The organism is Streptomyces sennicomposti, assembly GCF_019890635.1.
GTDB lineage: Bacteria > Actinomycetota > Actinomycetes > Streptomycetales > Streptomycetaceae > Streptomyces > Streptomyces sennicomposti.
Map to the genome: position 1 here is coordinate 39541 of NZ_JAIOAB010000048.1, position 16195 is coordinate 55735.

13 protein-coding genes are annotated in these 16195 nt (G+C 71.6%); 5 read left to right on the top strand and 8 right to left on the bottom strand.

Features of this window, described 5'->3' with window-relative positions; all coding sequences use genetic code 11:
* Window positions 1–156: 156 nt before the first annotated feature.
* From pta to pyk, 3 genes are all read left to right on the top strand, one after another.
* On the top strand, window positions 157–2238 hold the full coding sequence (pta, locus tag K7787_RS23385; protein ID WP_223002808.1) for a phosphate acetyltransferase: 2082 nt from the start codon (window positions 157–159) through the stop codon (window positions 2236–2238).
* Window positions 2239–2264: 26 nt separating this feature from the next.
* Window positions 2265–3473, top strand: a complete 1209-nt coding sequence (locus K7787_RS23390) for an acetate kinase (protein ID WP_164393782.1) — start codon at window positions 2265–2267, stop codon at window positions 3471–3473.
* Window positions 3474–3637: 164 nt separating this feature from the next.
* Window positions 3638–5068: a pyruvate kinase gene (gene pyk / locus K7787_RS23395; protein WP_009190684.1), complete on the top strand. Its 1431-nt coding sequence runs from the start codon at window positions 3638–3640 to the stop codon at window positions 5066–5068.
* A gap of 120 nt (window positions 5069–5188) precedes the next feature.
* Here pyk and K7787_RS23400 read toward each other — a convergent pair whose 3' ends face one another.
* From K7787_RS23400 to K7787_RS23415, 4 genes are all read right to left on the bottom strand, one after another.
* Window positions 5189–6559, bottom strand: a complete 1371-nt coding sequence (locus K7787_RS23400; protein ID WP_247721200.1) for a CsbD family protein — start codon at window positions 6557–6559, stop codon at window positions 5189–5191.
* Window positions 6560–6653: 94 nt separating this feature from the next.
* The gene (locus K7787_RS23405) at window positions 6654–7235 is read right to left on the bottom strand and encodes a DUF6114 domain-containing protein (protein WP_223002810.1); all 582 of its coding nucleotides are present in this window, start codon (window positions 7233–7235) and stop codon (window positions 6654–6656) included.
* Between the two features lie 131 nt (window positions 7236–7366).
* A complete protein-coding gene (locus K7787_RS23410) occupies window positions 7367–8044 on the bottom strand; it encodes a DUF6230 family protein (RefSeq protein ID WP_019983695.1) in 678 nt (225 codons plus the stop codon).
* Window positions 8045–8695: 651 nt separating this feature from the next.
* A complete protein-coding gene (locus K7787_RS23415; RefSeq protein ID WP_037725533.1) occupies window positions 8696–9667 on the bottom strand; it encodes a tetratricopeptide repeat protein in 972 nt (323 codons plus the stop codon).
* A 423-nt stretch (window positions 9668–10090) separates the two neighbouring features.
* Between K7787_RS23415 and K7787_RS23420 the strand changes: the two genes are divergently transcribed.
* Window positions 10091–10837, top strand: coding sequence for a TetR/AcrR family transcriptional regulator (locus K7787_RS23420; protein ID WP_247721201.1), 747 nt, complete (start codon window positions 10091–10093; stop codon window positions 10835–10837).
* A gap of 145 nt (window positions 10838–10982) precedes the next feature.
* Here K7787_RS23420 and icmA read toward each other — a convergent pair whose 3' ends face one another.
* The 4 genes from icmA to K7787_RS23445 all read right to left on the bottom strand — a co-directional run bounded on the left by icmA (window position 10983) and on the right by K7787_RS23445 (window position 15074).
* A complete protein-coding gene (icmA, locus tag K7787_RS23430) occupies window positions 10983–12683 on the bottom strand; it encodes a coenzyme B12-dependent isobutyryl-CoA mutase large subunit (protein WP_164393774.1) in 1701 nt (566 codons plus the stop codon).
* Window positions 12684–12812: 129 nt separating this feature from the next.
* The gene (locus K7787_RS23435; RefSeq protein WP_009190677.1) at window positions 12813–13151 is read right to left on the bottom strand and encodes a DUF3817 domain-containing protein; all 339 of its coding nucleotides are present in this window, start codon (window positions 13149–13151) and stop codon (window positions 12813–12815) included.
* Between the two features lie 166 nt (window positions 13152–13317).
* Entirely contained in the window at window positions 13318–13827 is a 510-nt protein-coding gene (locus tag K7787_RS23440; protein ID WP_164393770.1) for a MarR family winged helix-turn-helix transcriptional regulator, read from the bottom strand.
* A gap of 11 nt (window positions 13828–13838) precedes the next feature.
* Complete coding sequence (locus tag K7787_RS23445; RefSeq protein ID WP_223002816.1) at window positions 13839–15074, bottom strand: MFS transporter; 1236 nt, start codon at window positions 15072–15074, stop codon at window positions 13839–13841.
* 338 nt (window positions 15075–15412) lie between these two features.
* Between K7787_RS23445 and K7787_RS23450 the strand changes: the two genes are divergently transcribed.
* Window positions 15413–16195 (top strand): DUF5937 family protein (locus K7787_RS23450; protein WP_223002811.1); only part of this gene is annotated, 783 nt, incomplete at its 3' end.

Genomic DNA, 16195 nt, shown 5'->3' on the forward strand with positions numbered 1-16195 from the left:
GGGGCGGCTACGTCTTGACGGGCGCCTTACTTAGCGGCGGGGGTATTGTCAAGAGGGCTCCGCTCGCCCGGCGGGCTTTTTTTGCACGCCGAGCACCTGCGGGAGCCTTCTCGAAGACCCGAGGACCCGAGGAAAACCGAGGAAACGGAGAGCCGCGTGACCCGCAGCGTGTACGTGACCGGCATCGACCGCGGTGACGGCCGCCAGGTCGTGGAGCTGGGAGTCATGGAGCTGCTGACCCGGCAGGTGGACCGGGTGGGCGTTTTCCGCCCGCTGGTCCACGACGGCCCCGACCGCCTCTTCGAACTGCTGCGCGCCCGCTACCGGCTCTCCCAGGACCCGACGACGGTCTACGGCATGGACTACCAGGAGGCGTCCGCCCTCCAGGCCGAACAGGGCACCGACGAACTGGTGTCCGCCCTGGTCGACCGCTTCCACCTGGTGGCCCGCGACTACGACGTGGTCCTCGTCCTCGGCACCGACTACGCCGACACCCAGCTGCCCGACGAGCTGTCGCTCAACGCCCGTCTCGCCAACGAGTTCGGCGCCTCGGTGCTCCCGGTCGTCGGCGGCCGCAAGCAGAGCGCGGAGTCGGTGCTCGCCGAGACCCGCAACGCCTACCGCGCCTACGACGGCCTCGGCTGCGACGTGCTGGCCATGGTCACCAACAGGGTCGCGCCCGAGGACCGCGACGAGATAGCCGGGCGGCTCGCCGGCCGCCTGCCCGTCCCCTGCTACGTGGTGCCCGACGCGCCCGCCCTGTCCGCGCCGACCGTCGCGCAGATCGCCCAGGCCCTGGACGGCAAGGTGCTGCTCGGCGACGACTCGGGCCTCGCCCGCGACGCGCTGGACTTCGTCTTCGGCGGCGCGATGCTGCCCAACCTCCTCAAGGCGCTCACCCCGGGCTGCCTGGTCGTCACCCCCGGCGACCGCGCCGACCTGGTCGTCGGCTCGCTGGCCGCGCACAGCGCCGGCACCCCGCCGATCGCCGGTGTGCTGCTCACCCTGAACGAGGAGCCCGGCGAGGAGATCCTCACCCTGGCCGCCCGGCTCGCCCCCGGCACCCCGGTCGTCTCGGTCACCGGCAACAGCTTCCCCACCGCCGAGCGGCTGTTCGCCCTGGAGGGCAAGCTGAACGCGGCCACCCCGCGCAAGGCGGAGACCGCGCTCGGCCTGTTCGAGCGGTACGTCGACACCGCCGACCTCAACAAGCGCGTCTCCGCGCCGAGCAGCGACCGGGTCACCCCGATGATGTTCGAGCACAAGCTGCTCGAACAGGCCCGCTCCGACAGGCGCCGCGTCGTCCTGCCCGAGGGCGCCGAGGAGCGCGTGCTGCACGCGGCGGAGGTGCTGCTGCGCCGGGGCGTGTGCGATCTGACGCTGCTCGGACCGGTGGACGCGATCCGCAAGAAGGCCGCCGACCTCGGCATCGACCTCGCCGACTCGCAGCTGATCGACCCGGCCGTCTCCGAGCTGCGCGACTCCTTCGCCGAGCAGTACGCCCGGCTGCGCGCCCACAAGGGCGTCACCACCGAGCTGGCGTACGACGTGGTCTGCGACGTGAACTACTTCGGCACGCTGATGGTCCAGGAGGGCCTGGCCGACGGCATGGTGTCGGGCTCCGTGCACTCCACGGCCGCCACCATCCGCCCGGCCTTCGAGATCATCAAGACCAAGCCGGACTCCTCCATCGTCTCGTCGGTGTTCTTCATGTGCCTGGCCGACAAGGTGCTCGTCTACGGCGACTGCGCGGTCAATCCGGACCCGGACGCCGAGCAGCTGGCCGACATCGCCGTCCAGTCGGCGGCCACCGCCGCCCAGTTCGGCGTGGAGCCGCGGATCGCGATGCTGTCGTACTCCACCGGCACCTCCGGCACCGGCGCGGACGTGGACAAGGTGCGCGAGGCGACCGAGCTGGTGCGGCTGCGCCGCCCGGACCTGATGATCGAGGGCCCGATCCAGTACGACGCGGCCGTGGAGCCGTCGGTCGCCGCCACCAAGCTGCCCGGCTCGGAGGTCGCCGGCCAGGCCAGCGTGCTGATCTTCCCGGACCTGAACACCGGCAACAACACCTACAAGGCCGTGCAGCGCTCGGCCGGCGCGATCGCGGTCGGCCCGGTCCTGCAGGGCCTGCGCAAGCCGGTCAACGACCTCTCCCGCGGCGCGCTCGTCCAGGACATCGTCAACACCGTCGCCATCACGGCGATCCAGGCCCAGGCCCGGCCGGCCGCCGGCTGAACCCACGGAAGAAGGCTTCGCACACCGTGACCGCGACCCGCGTCCTCGTCCTCAACTCCGGCTCCTCGTCGCTGAAGTACCAGCTGCTCGACATGCGCGACGCGAGCCGGCTCGCCGTCGGCCTGGTCGAGCGGATCGGCGAGCAGACCTCCCGGCTCAAGCACACCTGCGTCGTCTCCGCAGACACCCGCGAGCAGAACGGCCCGATCGCCGACCACGACGCCGCCCTCAAGGCCGTCGCCGAGGAACTGGCCAAGGACGGCCTCGGCCTGGACTCCCCCGACCTGGCAGCGATCGGCCACCGGGTGGTGCACGGCGGCATGTTCTTCACCGAGCCGACGGTCGTCGACGACACCGTGCTCACCGAGATCGAGCGGCTGATCCCGGTCGCGCCGCTGCACAACCCGGCCAACCTCACCGGCATCCGCACCGCCATGGCGCTGCGCCCCGATCTGCCGCAGGTCGCCGTCTTCGACACCGCCTTCCACACCACGATGCCGGAGTCGGCGGCCCGCTACGCCATCGAGACGAAGATCGCCGACCGCTACCGGGTGCGCCGCTACGGCTTCCACGGCACCTCGCACGCCTATGTCTCGCGCGCCACCGCTCGGCTGCTCGGCAGGGCGCCCGAGGACGTCAACGTGATCGTGCTGCACCTGGGCAACGGGGCGTCCGCCTCGGCGGTGCGCGGCGGCCGGTGCGTGGACACCTCGATGGGGCTCACCCCGCTGGAGGGGCTGGTGATGGGAACGCGTTCCGGCGACGTCGACCCGGCCGTCATCTTCCATTTGCAGCGTGTCGGCGGAATGTCCATGGACGAGATCGACACTCTTCTCAACAAGAGGAGCGGTCTGTTCGGCCTGTGCGGCGACAACGACATGCGGGAGATACGGCGCCGGATGGACGAGGGCGACGAGCAGGCGCGGCTCGCCTTCGAGATCTACATCCACCGCCTGAAGAAGTACATCGGCGCCTATTACGCGGTACTCGGCACGGTGGACGCGGTCGCCTTCACGGCCGGGGTCGGCGAGAACGCGGACTTCGTCCGGGAGGCCGCCGTGGCCGGCCTGGAGGGGCTCGGCCTGGCGGTGGACGGCGCCCGCAACGCCGTACGGGGCGATCAGGCGCGGCTGATCTCGCCCGAGGGCGCGCGGGTGGCGGTGGCCGTGGTGCCGACGGACGAGGAAATGGAGATCGCCAGCCAGACCTACGCACTGGTCGGAAAGGACGAGTGAGGGCGCGCCGGGGAACGCCGGCGGGGAAGCGGTGGAGAAGCACCGGAGAAAACCGCTGAGTAACTTCCGCGGAATTCCGGTACTCGCCTGAGCGGGAACGCGCCCATTTGTATCTTCCGCCAGACGGAATATTCCGCAGCGAAACAAACCGATAGGATCGCCCCATGCGCCGTTCGAAAATCGTCTGTACTCTCGGCCCCGCGGTCGACTCCCACGAGCAGCTCGTCGCGCTGATCGAAGCCGGCATGAACGTGGCCCGCTTCAACTTCAGCCACGGCACGCACGCCGAGCACCAGGGGCGGTACGACCGCGTCCGGGCCGCCGCCAAGGAGACCGGCCGGGCCATCGCCGTCCTCGCCGACCTGCAGGGCCCGAAGATCCGGCTGGAGACCTTCGCCGAGGGCCCGGTGGAGCTGGAGCGGGGTGACGAGTTCACCATCACCACCGAGGACGTCCCCGGCGACAAGCAGATCTGCGGCACGACGTACAAGGGGCTGCCGGGCGACGTCTCGCGCGGCGACCAGATCCTCATCAACGACGGCAACGTCGAGCTGAAGGTCCTGGACGTGGAGGGCCCGCGGGTCCGGACGATCGTCATCGAGGGCGGTGTGGTCTCCGACCACAAGGGCATCAACCTGCCCGGCGCCGCGGTGAACGTGCCCGCGCTGTCCGAGAAGGACATCGAGGACCTGCGCTTCGCGCTGCGCATGGGCTGCGACATCGTCGCGCTGTCCTTCGTCCGGGACGCCAAGGACGTCGCCGACGTGCACCGCGTCATGGACGAGGAGGGCCGCCGGGTCCCCGTCATCGCCAAGGTGGAGAAGCCGCAGGCGGTGGAGAACATGGAGGACGTCGTGATGGCGTTCGACGGGGTGATGGTGGCCCGCGGCGACCTCGCGGTCGAGTACCCGCTGGAGCGGGTCCCGATGGTGCAGAAGCGCCTGATCGAGCTGTGCCGGCGCAACGCCAAGCCGGTGATCGTGGCGACCCAGATGATGGAATCGATGATCACCAACTCCCGGCCGACCCGCGCCGAGGCATCCGACGTGGCCAACGCGATCCTGGACGGCGCGGACGCGGTGATGCTGTCCGCCGAGTCCAGCGTGGGCGCCTACCCGATCGAGACCGTCAAGACGATGTCGAAGATCGTCACGGCGGCCGAGGAGGAGCTGCTGTCCAAGGGCCTGCAGCCGCTGGTCCCGGGCAAGAAGCCGCGTACGCAGGGCGGTTCGGTGGCCCGTGCCGCCGCCGAGATCGCCGACTTCCTGGGCGGCAAGGGCCTGGTGGCCTTCACCCAGTCCGGCGACACCGCCCGCCGGCTGTCCCGCTACCGCGCGACCCAGCCGATCCTGGCCTTCACCACCGACGAGGCCACCCGCAACCAGCTGGCGCTCAGCTGGGGCGTGGAGCCGCACATCGTGCCGTTCGTCAACAGCACCGACGAAATGGTCGACCTGGTCGACCAGGAGCTGATCAAGCTCAAGCGGTTCAACGAGGGCGACGTCGTGGTGATCACCGCCGGCTCCCCGCCCGGCGTCCCCGGCACCACCAACATGGTCCGCGTCCTGCACCTGGGCGGCAACGGCCGCGACTGACGGCCGGGCCCGCCGGGCCCGCGTCCCGCAGACGACGGCCGAGGGCGCCCTCCGCACGGTGCGGAGGGCGCCCTCGGTCTTTCTCTGCGGCTCCCGGACGGGTTCGCGGCGACCGGCGGCTCAGACGCCGTCGGTCGTGTACTGGTGCAGTCCGGGCACCTTCAGGGTCCCGCCGAACTGGCCGGCCTGCACCACCTTCACCTTGGTGAAGTAGATCAGCGGGATGTCCAGCGGCGGCGGGCTGTCCGGGCTGAACGTGATCGGGATCAGCCCGAGCAGGTTGCCGGAGATGCTCTCGGTGTACATCACCGTGTCGCCGTCGGTGATGGTGGACGTGGAGCCCTTGGCCGCCTGCACGTGGTACGTCTTGCCGGACAGCTTGTCCTTCACCGTCTGGTGCAGGTCGCCGATGTCGGTGCCGGCCGAGATGACGTACTTCAGCACCTTCTTGACGGTGCCGTTGGCCGTGCGGACCTCCACGATGCCCTTGTAGTGGGCGCCCTTGAGCGTCAGCGAGCTGGCGTTCAGGTACCAGGGGTCGTCCGGCAGCGGGATCTTGTTGTCGACGCCGCCCTCGGCGTCGGTGGCCGCCGGGCACTCCTCCGGGTCCACCGAGGCGCTCGCGGAGGGACTCGGGCTCGGCGAGGAGGTGGCCTCCTCGGCCTTCTCCTTCGCGTCCTCGGCCTTCTCCTTGGCGTCCTCGGCCGCCTTGGACGCCGTGTCGGTCACGCCGTCGACGGTGTCCTTCACCGTGCCGGCGGCCTTGTCCGCGGTGTCCTTGACGGTGTCGGTCGCGCTCTTGCCGCCGGAACCGGCCGAACCGCCCTGGTCCGAACCGCTCGCGCCCGTGCTCGCCGACGGCGAGGCGGAGGCGGACGGCGTGGGCGACGCGCTCGGCGAGGAGGCGGCGCCCGAGCCCGACTTGCCGCCGGTCAGGACGTTCCCGATGCCGTCGACCGTGTCGCCGATCGCGTCACCGATGGCGCCCAGCAGACCGCCGTCCTTCTTCTCGGTCGCCGACGGGCTCGGCGTGGTGCTCGCCGCGCCGGAGCCGGAGGCCGCCGCACCGCCCTTGTCGTCGGAACCTGAATCCGACGAAGAGGACGTGCCCGGGGCCGCCTTGTCCGACGACGACGTGCCCGAGGCGGCCTCGTCCCGGCCCGCCGTGCCCTGGCCCGCCTTGTCCCGGCCCGCCTTGTCCGGCGAGGACTCCTCCCCCGAACCGGTGGCGGTGGCCGACGGAGAGGGAGTGCTCTCCGTCGCCGACTCGGACGCGCTCGCGGAGGCGGACGGCGAGGGCGACTGAGAGGACTTGTCCTTGTCCGCCTTCAGCGCCTCCACACAGGCCTGGTAGTCCTCGGCGTTCATCGTCTCGGTGGGCGACGCCGCGACCTTGTTGTTGTCGGCCACGGCCAGCGAGGCCGTGAAGCCCATGCCCACGATGACCGCCGTCGGCATCGCCGCCATGGCCATCGCCTTGCCGGCCGGCATGTGGAACCTGGTGAACAGCGGCTTCTTGGGCGCCGCGTGGCGCGGCCCGGTTCTCGCCCGGGGCTCCTCCGGATCAGCCCCCCGGGTCACCTCGTCAGCCGGCACTGTGCCTCCCGTTCGCCCCGTTGGCCGGGCTCGTTCCTGACAGGTCGTTCTCCCCCAGGGCCTCGAAGCCCTGGGAGGCACCACCGTCGCCCGCCGTGTCCGCCGCCGGGTCGCCGACGGTCCCGGGCTCGCCGCCCGCCGCCGGTCCGGCCGTCTCGGGGTCCTGCGGCGCGGGCGGCGCGCCCGGCGCCCACGACACGGCCATCGCCCCGCCGATGAGGGCGAAGAGAAAGCCCAGGAGGAAGCCGCCGAAGTTGGACACGGGGATGGACACCAGCGCCAGCAGGATCGACGCGACGCCCGCGAAGACCCGGATGTGCTTCTGGAACCAGAGGCTGATGCCCAGGACGACCAGCAGCACGCCGATGATCAGGGAACCGGCGCCCGCCGTGGTGGACATGGCGAGCGTCAGGTGGCCGAGCTGCAGATGCGCGTACGGGAAGTACATGATCGGAAAGCCGCCGAGCAAGACGAACAGGCCGGCCCAGAACGGCCGGGTGCCCCGCCAGGCGCGGAACTGCAGCCTCCGGCGGGTGAACTGGCCGGATGCGGCAGGAGTCTCGGCGCTCATGGAAAACAGCTCCCTGGTGCAGCGTTGCTGTGGTTGTGGTGCGGTGTGATGTGGGGGGTGTACGGGCGGGCGCGGCCCGCATGTGGCGGGGCGGGGGCGGCTCACTGCCTCCCCCGCCCGTCACCGGGTGCTCAGTAGCACTCGACGCCCTTGCCGCTGCCGCTCTTGAGCGAGAGGTGCAGCTTCGGGAGCGTGAAGGTGCCGGCGGTGGTGGCCCACGCCGTCGACTGCACGCCGACCAGCTTGGCGGTGTCGGCCTGCTGGGCGAAGCCGTACTTGCTCGCCTGCTCGTTGCCGCCCTTCATGCCGATGCCCTTGCCACCGAGCTTGGCGTCGCCCGTGTCACCGGCGGCCACACCGATGTCGATGTTGCCGAACTGGGCGTACCCGGTGGTGTTCAGGTCGGAGACGTCCATGTAGAGCTTGCCGGCCGAGACCTGCCCGCTCTCCTGGTCGCTCTTGCCCGCTTCCAGCCGCAGCGTGATGGTGCCGACGATCGGCAGGTTCGGCGTGACGACCGACTGGCACAGGTTCTTGATCGTCGCGTGGTCGAAGGACGACACCGCGACCGCGTGCGCGGTCTTCTCGCCCGAGAGCGTGTAGCCGGGGTCGAGCGCGCCGTACTGCGTGAACTTCGTGCCGTTGAGTTCGTCGGCCGTGACCTTGAACTCCTGGCCCGACACGCTGAACGACGCGGCGAGCGCACCCTGTGCCAGGGCGACGCCTATCGCTGCCGTCGCGGCGACGCTGGGCACCATGACCACAGCGAACCGCTTCCATCTGGTCCCGCCACGCACCTGGGACTCCATATTGTTCCTCCTTCTCGGACGTACATCTCCTGGCCTCGGCTCGCCCCGGGTTCGGCGGCTCGGCCGGGCAGGGATGGGAGAAGTGCTACGTCCTCGGGAAGGAGAGCGCCCGCGCTCGGCGGCGCGAACCGCGCCCGAATCACCGGCGATCACCCCCGAGCGACAACCACTGGTCGCGCCTGACACGCATCACGCACAACCTTGCTGGACAGGCTTCACCGAGCGGCGAAGACCCCCCTGTCCAAGGGCCGGCGCCACTGCCGTCGGCCCTGCCCGGTGGGGACCCAGAAGGCCCGTGACCCGGCCGGCTGCCGGGGATACGGGGAATGGACCGAGCGTCGCCGATCGTGGTGCATTCTCGCCGCCCGCACAAGGGGGTTCGTTACTCGCTAGTAACGGCCCGATAACCGGGGTACGACTCACCGGTCCCGGGCGGCGACACACGGTCGCAACATAGGCCAGGGCAAAACTATTGATCCCTGGACGAAAGGGGGCAGGAATCCACCCCCGACTTACTCGCAGTAACAGCGGCCGCGTTTACCAAGTTTTGGTAAAGCGCGGCCGCTGTGACGACGCGGCGGCAGATCTTTCACCCGGGCACCACACGCCCCGCCCCGCGGCGGCCGCCCGGCGCGGTGCCCCTGACCGGGGTCAGAACAGGGCTCGGGCCAGTGCCCGGCGCGCTCCCGCCACCCGCGGGTCGTCGGCCCCGACGACCTCGAACAGCTCCAGCAGTCTCAGCCGCGCCGCGTCCCGGTCCTCGCCGGCGGTGCGCCGCACGGTGTCGATGAGGCGGCCGAACGCGTCCTCCACATGACCGCCCACCAGGTCCAGGTCGGCGGCGGCGATCTGCGCCGGCACGTCGGCCGGCCGCTCGGCGGCCTCCTGACGGACCTTCTGCGGGTCCAGGCCCTGCACGCGCTGGAGCAACTCGGCCTGCGCCAGACCCAGTTTCGCCTCGGGGTGCGCCGGGTCGTCGGCCAGCACGTTCTTGTACGCCTGGACCGCGCCGGCCATGTCACCGGCGTCCAGCGCCTGCGCCGCCGCGTTCAGCAGCGCGTCGTACGGGCCCTCCTGTGGCTGCGCGGGCGCCTGGCCGCCCGGCTCCGCGTCCGGGTCGACGGCCAGACCGGTCAGCCCGAACCGCTGCTCGGCGACCTGCACCAGCTGGTCCAGCGTCTGGCGGATCTGCGCCTCGCCCGCCGCGCCCTGGAACAGCGGCAGGGCCTGGCCGGCGACGACCGCGAACACCGCCGGGATCCCCTGGACCCCGAACTGCTGCATCAGCAGCTGGTTGGCGTCGACGTCGATCTTGGCGAGGAGGAAGCGCCCGTTGTACTCGACGGCCAGCCGCTCCAGGACCGGGCTCAGCTGCTTGCAGGGCTGGCACCACTCGGCCCAGAAGTCGATGACGACCGGTACCTCGGCGGAGCGCTGCAGGACATCGCGTTCGAAGCCGGCTTCGTCGACGTCGATGACGAGATCGGCCGGGGAGACGGCGCCGGTCCCGCCCTCCCGGGCCGCTTGGGCGCGCGCCTGCTCCGCCTTCGCCTTGGCCTCCTGGGCCGCCTTCACCGCGGCGAGGTCGACGACTCCGCTCATGGACATGTTCCGTGGCTGCATGCGTCTATCCTCCCCGTTCCACGTGTCGAAGTGAAAACCGCTCGAAAGCCGGACCGCACGGACGTCCGGTCCCCACCGGACGCCGGCTGCGGAACTGGCGTCTCGCCTCTGCTGTTGTCGCCCCCGCGCCCGGCCGGATCGGCGGTGCGGGTGGCCCGGCGGCCGGCGCCCGCGGTCTGCGTGGTCGCCGCGTGCGGCCTGTGCGGCCGGCGGCGGACCGCGGTGGTACTGCGCCGTAGTGCTGTGCTGCTCCGGTACTGCGGTGCTGTGGCGTGCTGGTCTGCGTGTGGTCGTCGCTCGGCGCGGGGCGATGCCCACGCTTTCGCTACGACCCGTAGCGTAATGGCACTGAGTGCCTCCGCGAAACGGATTCCCGGTGATCTCCCTCACGACCGCACGGAATCCGCCGGTTATGGTCGGGACATGCACAGTCGCACCCCGTCGCCCGCCGCCCGCGCCGGCCGCCCGCGCAGCGCGACCGCGGACACGGCGATCCTGGCCGCCACCCGGGCGGCCCTGGTGGAACTGGGCTGGTCCAAGCTCACCCTCGGGGACGTGGCCACCCGCGCCGGGGTCGCCAAGACGACGCTGTACCGCCGCTGGGCGGGCAAGAACGAGCTGGTCGTGGACGCGGTGGCCGAGCTGTTCGACGAACTCCGGGTGCCCGACCGCGGCAGCCTGGCCGCCGACATCGAGGGCGTGGTCCTGCAGTTCGCGGCGATCCTGGCCCGCCCGGAGGCGCGCAGCGGCCTGATGGCGGTCGTCGCCGAGTCGACCCGGGACGACGCGCTGCGGGAGCGCATCCGCGCCTCGATCGTGGAACGGCAGAAACGGCTGGTCCTGGAGGGCCGCGCCCGCGCCCAGGCCCGCGGCGAACTCCCCCCGGAGGAGGACCCCGAGGAAGCGGCCCGCACGGTCGACCTCATCTTCGACGTGGTGGCCGGCGCGGTGGTCCACCGCACCCTGGTCAGCGCGCAGCCGGCGGACGAGAACTGGGTACGCGGCTTCACCAGAGTCCTGGTGACAGGCCTGACCTCCCTGCCCGGCCGCCCACAGGAGCACCAGACGGGGACGGCCGCCGACAGCCCGCCCGCACCTGGCAACAGGGCCGCCACCGACAGCCCGTCCGCACCTGAGCGCAAGGCGGCCGACAGCCCGTCCGGCGCTTGAGGACGAGGCCGTCCAGGCCGAAGCGGGGGTCTGGGGGCGGCAGCCCCCAGGGATGCTGAGGGTCCCCCCTGCCCGAGCGAAGCCGAGAGCTTGGGGCGGGTAAGGGCGGCGGGGGCGAACTCCCCACCGCCCGCACACCCCCGCCTCAGAACCCGGCAGGCTCCGTGTACACCCCCCACTCCTCCCGCAGCACCCCGCAGATCTCCCCGAGCGTCGCCTCCGCCCGCACGGCCTCCAGCATCGGCTCGATCATGTTCGACCCGTCACGAGCCGCCGCGAGCATCGCGTCCAACGACGCCCGCACAGCGCTCTCGTCCCGCCGCGCCTTCCGCGAGGCCAGCACCCGCACCTGCTCCCGCTCCACCTCGTGACTCACCCGCAGGATCTCCAGATCCCCGGTCACCGACCCGGTGTGCGCGTTGACCCCGACGACCCGCTTGTCGCCCTTCTCCAGCGCCTGCTGGTACCGGAACGCCGACTCCGCGATCTCCCCGGTGAACCACCCGTCCTCGATCCCCCGCAGAATCCCGGACGTGATCGGCCCGACCGGGTGACGCCCGTCCGGGTGAGCCCGCAGCCCGCGTTCCCTTATCTGCTCGAAGATCTTCTCCGCGTCCGCCTCGATCCGGTCGGTCAGCTGCTCGACGTACCACGAACCGCCCAGCGGATCGGCCACGTTCGCGACCCCGGTCTCCTCCATCAGCACCTGCTGCGTGCGCAGCGCGATCTCCGCGGCCTGCTCGCTCGGGAGCGCGAGGGTCTCGTCGAGGGCGTTGGTGTGCAGCGAGTTGGTGCCGCCGAGCACCGCCGCGAGCGCCTCCACGGCCGTCCGCACGACGTTGTTGTACGGCTGCTGCGCGGTGAGCGAGACTCCGGCGGTCTGCGTATGGAAGCGCAGCCACTGCGCCTTCTCGGACTTCGCGCCGTACACGTCCCGCATCCAGCGGGCCCAGATCCGGCGCGCGGCGCGGAACTTGGCGATCTCCTCGAAGAAGTCGACGTGCGCGTCGAAGAAGAAGGACAGGCCGGGCGCGAAGACGTCCACGTCGAGACCGCGGCTGAGCCCCAGCTCCACGTACCCGAAGCCGTCCGCGAGGGTGTACGCCAGTTCCTGCGCCGCCGTGGCCCCGGCCTCGCGGATGTGGTACCCGGAGACGGACAGCGGCTTGTACGCCGGGATGCGGGCGGCGCAGTGCTCCATCAGGTCGCCGATGAGGCGCAGGTGCGGCTCGGGCTGGAAGAGCCACTCCTTCTGCGCGATGTACTCCTTGAAGATGTCCGTCTGGAGCGTGCCGTTGAGGACGGCGGGGTCCACGCCCTGGCGCTCGGCGGCGACCAGGTACATGCAGAAGACGGGCACGGCGGGGCCGCTGATCGTCATCGAGGTGGTGACGTCGCCGAGCGGGATGTCCTTGAACAGGACCTCCATGTCGGCCGCGGAGTCGATGGCGACGCCGCAGTGGCCGACCTCGCCCAGGGAGCGCGGGTCGTCGGAGTCGCGGCCCATCAGCGTCGGCATGTCGAAGGCGACGGAGAGGCCGCCGCCGCCGTTGCCGAGGATCATCTTGTAGCGCTCGTTGGTCTGCTCGGCGTTGCCGAATCCGGCGAACTGCCGGATGGTCCACGTCCGCCCCCGGTAGCCGGTCGGGTACAGGCCGCGCGTGAAGGGGTACTCCCCCGGCCAGCCGATCCGCTCGAAGCCCTCGTAGGCGTCCCCGGGACGGGGGCCGTAGACGGGGTCGACGGGATCGCCGGAGAGAGTCGTGAAGTCTGCGTCGCGCTTGCGCGCGGCGTCGTACCGGGCCTGCCAGCGGCGGCGGCCCTCTTCGATGGCGTCAGCGTCCATACCCTCGAATTTACTAGGACGTCCTAGTAAATGTCGACGGGTAACCGCCGTACGCGTGGTGGCGTACGGCGGTGAGCGGCGCGGTGACGCCGTGCCGGGAGGCCGGCGCGCCGCCGCGAGGCGGTGCCTCTACGCCTCGGCGGCCACCGGCGCGGGGGCCTCGACCTTGGCCTCCAGCTCGCGGCTGATCCTGCGCTCCACGAAGAAGGCCGCGGTGGGGATGGTGCCGGCGAGCAGGACCCACAGCTGCTTGGCGACCGGCCACTTCGCCTTGGAGCCCAGGTCGAAGGCGACCACCAGGTAGATCACGTACAGCCAGCCGTGCGCGATGCCGATGACGGTGGTGAACTTCGCGGCCCCGTCGATCTGCAGGCCGTACTTGGCGATCACGCCGAGGGTCAGCAGGACCAGCAGCACGCCGGTGACGTAGGCCATGACGCGGTAGCGGGTCAGCACGCTTCGTTTCATGCCGACGAGCGTAACCGCCCGTTCCGGGAGATCTTGCCCCGGGTCGCCCCCGACGCGGCCCTCGCGCCGGAGGGCGAAGCGGACCTCGCGCCGGGGCGCGGTGCACCTCGTTCAACCACGACTCAGCCGTGACTCAGGGGTGGTTCAGCTACGGCTCAGGGGTGGCTCAGGACTCGTCGAAGTCGTGCGCCGCCACCCGTAGGGGTCTCAGCATCGCGAAGATCTCCGCGCACTCCTCCGCGTCGTACGCGCTCAGGCCGAAGTCCATCGCCATCAGATCGCGGGTGGCCGACTCCACGACCTCGCGGCCCTTGTCCGTGATCACGGCGAGCGTGCCGCGGCCGTCGTTCGGGTTGGGGCGCTTGGCCACCAGGCCGGCGGTGACCAGGCGGTCCACGGTGTTCGTCACGGACGTGGGATGCACCATCAGCCGCTCGCCGATCTTCGACATCGGCAGCTCGCCGGCCTTGGAGAAGGTGAGCAGCACCAGGGCCTCGTAGCGGGCGAACGTCAGTCCGTACGGTTTGACCACCGCGTCGACCTCGGCCAGCAGGATCTGGTGGGCGCGCATGATCGAGGTGATCGCCGCCATGGACGGCACGTTTCCCCAACGCTGCTTCCACAGCTCGTCGGCGCGGGCGATGGGGTCGAACGGGAGACTGAGGGGCTTCGGCACGGCATCAGACCCTACCCGTCGGTCATATCGCGGTCAGCCCCGTCTCGCCTGTCGGTCCTCCGGACCGCCACGGCCAGGGCCGCGCAGGACGCCGTCCCCAGGACGCCCGCCCCCGCCACCGTCGCCGTCACACCGGCGAACTCGGCCGCCACGCCCGCCAGGGCCATGCCCACGCCCTGGATCGTCATCAGGCCCGCCGTGAGCAGCGTCATCGCCCTGCCGCGCAGGTCCTCCGGTACGGCCGCCACGAACCACTGGTCCAGGCCCAGCGTGTACGCCGAGCCCGCGCCCGAGAGCAGCAGCAGGAGCAGGGAGGCGGTGAGGCCCGGGTGCCAGGCGTAGCCGAGGTACGGCAGCAGCATGCAGCAGACCAGCGGGAGCGCGACGCGTTCGCGGGTGGCCGGGCGCAGGCGGGCGCCCGCGTACAGCTCGCCCGCGATCGTGCCGATCGGCAGCGCGCACATCAGGAGGCCGAGGCCGGTGGAGCCGGTGCCCAGGGCGGCGGCGTACGGGGCGGCCAGGGCCTCGGGGACCACCGAGAACATCGGGGGGATCCAGAAGAGGAGCAGCAGGGTTCTCACCCTGGGGTGCGCCAGGACCTGGCGGGCGCCCTGGAGGGAGTCCGCCAGGAGGGGGCGGGCCGTGGTGGGGGCGGTCGCCGTGGTGGGTGCGGGCTGCCGTGCGGAACGTGCCGGGCGGTGCCTGGTGCCGCAGCGGAGCAGCGTCGCCGAGAGCAGGAACGTGGCCACCGTGATCAGCAGTGCGTGTCTTGGGCTGACCACCGTGAGCAGGATGCCGCCGAGGCCGTAGCCGACCAGGAGGGAGCTCTGCGAGACGATCCGCAGCAGGGAGCGGCCCAGGACGAAGAGGTCGCCGTCGCCCAGGATGTCGGCCAGCGTGGCCATGCGGGTGCCCTGGAAGACCGGGGACACCACCGCGAGGGCGCAGCGGAGGGCGAGCACGACGCCGATCGGCGCGCTCGACGTCGCCATCGGGACGACGCAGGCCGCGCAGACCAGGTCGCAGGTCACCAGCACCGTGCGGGCCGGGAAGCGGTCCGCCGCTCCGGCGAGGAGGGTGCCGCCGACGACGTACGGCAGGAAGCCCAGGGCGAAGGTGAGGGCGCTCCAGAGGGGGGAGCCGGTCAGGTCGTAGACCAGGACCGAGAGGGCGATCTCGCTGACGATCACGCCGAGGAGGGAGAGGGCGTGGGCGGCGAAGACCGCTCTGAACTCGGGGACGGCCAGGGCTTGGGCGTAGGTCGGGGGGTGGGACGGGGGGTGGGCGTAGGTCGGGGGGTGGTTGGGGGTCGGGGGGTGGTTGGGGGTCGGGGGGTGGTTGGGGGTCGGGTGTGACGGGAGTTGGGTCGGGGTCGGGGTCGGGGTCGGGGTGAGTGCGGGTTCGGTTGTGGGGGCGGGATCGGGGGTGGGTGCAGGTCCGGGGGTGCGTGCAGGTCCGGGGGTGCGTGCGGGGTCGGGCAGGGTCGGTGGGGCTTGCTCTTGCATGGGCCGCAGGCTGCCCGGTGGGGGCTGCGGGGCCTAAAGTTTCGGTCTCTGGCGAATCTTCCGGGGTGTTGGGATCAGCTATGCCGTTTCGGCTTGTTTTCGGGGACGACGACCTCATGCGCTGCCGGTTCGCCGTCTCGCCGCTGTGGGAGACGCAGGAGGCCGTACGGACTCTGGGGCGGCCCGACCGGCACGGGTACCACCCGCAGTGGCTGCGGCGCATCCGCGAGGCCGCCCGTGGGCTCGATCTCGCGCCGTTGTGGCTGCTCATGCCCCTGCGCGGGCACAGTCCCGATTTTCTGGGGCCGCCGCCGATCGGGCCCACCGCCACCTTCGAGGAGGAGATCGCCGGGGTACGGGCCGCCGATCCGGTCGCGGCGCGGGAGGACATCGCGCTGTCGCTCGCCGATACGCCCGGTGCGCTGGAGTCGCCCCGCGGGCGGGCCTGGCTCGCCGATCCCGAGCGGGCGGTGCGGGAGCTGGCCGATCTGACGGAGGCCGCCTGGCATGCGCTGGTCGAGCCGGAGTGGCCGCGGTTGCGGGCGCTGCTGGAGGCCGATGTCTCGTACCACTCGCGGCGGCTGGCCGAGGTGGGGCTGGAGGCGTTGCTGCCCGAGCTGGACCGGCGGCTGGCCTGGGACGGGCGGACGCTGACCGTGGACTGGCACGGGGAGCATGCGCGGGAGCTGGGCGGGCAGGGGCTGGTGCTGATGCCCAGCGTGTTCTCGTGGCCCGAGGTGGTCAGCGGGTTCGAGGAGCCGTGGCAGCCGACGGTGGTGTATCCGGCGCGGGGGCTGGCGGGGTTGTGGGCGGAGTCCGGTGGGGGGCGGGGGGCGGCTCTGGGGCCGGTGCGGGGGCGGGGG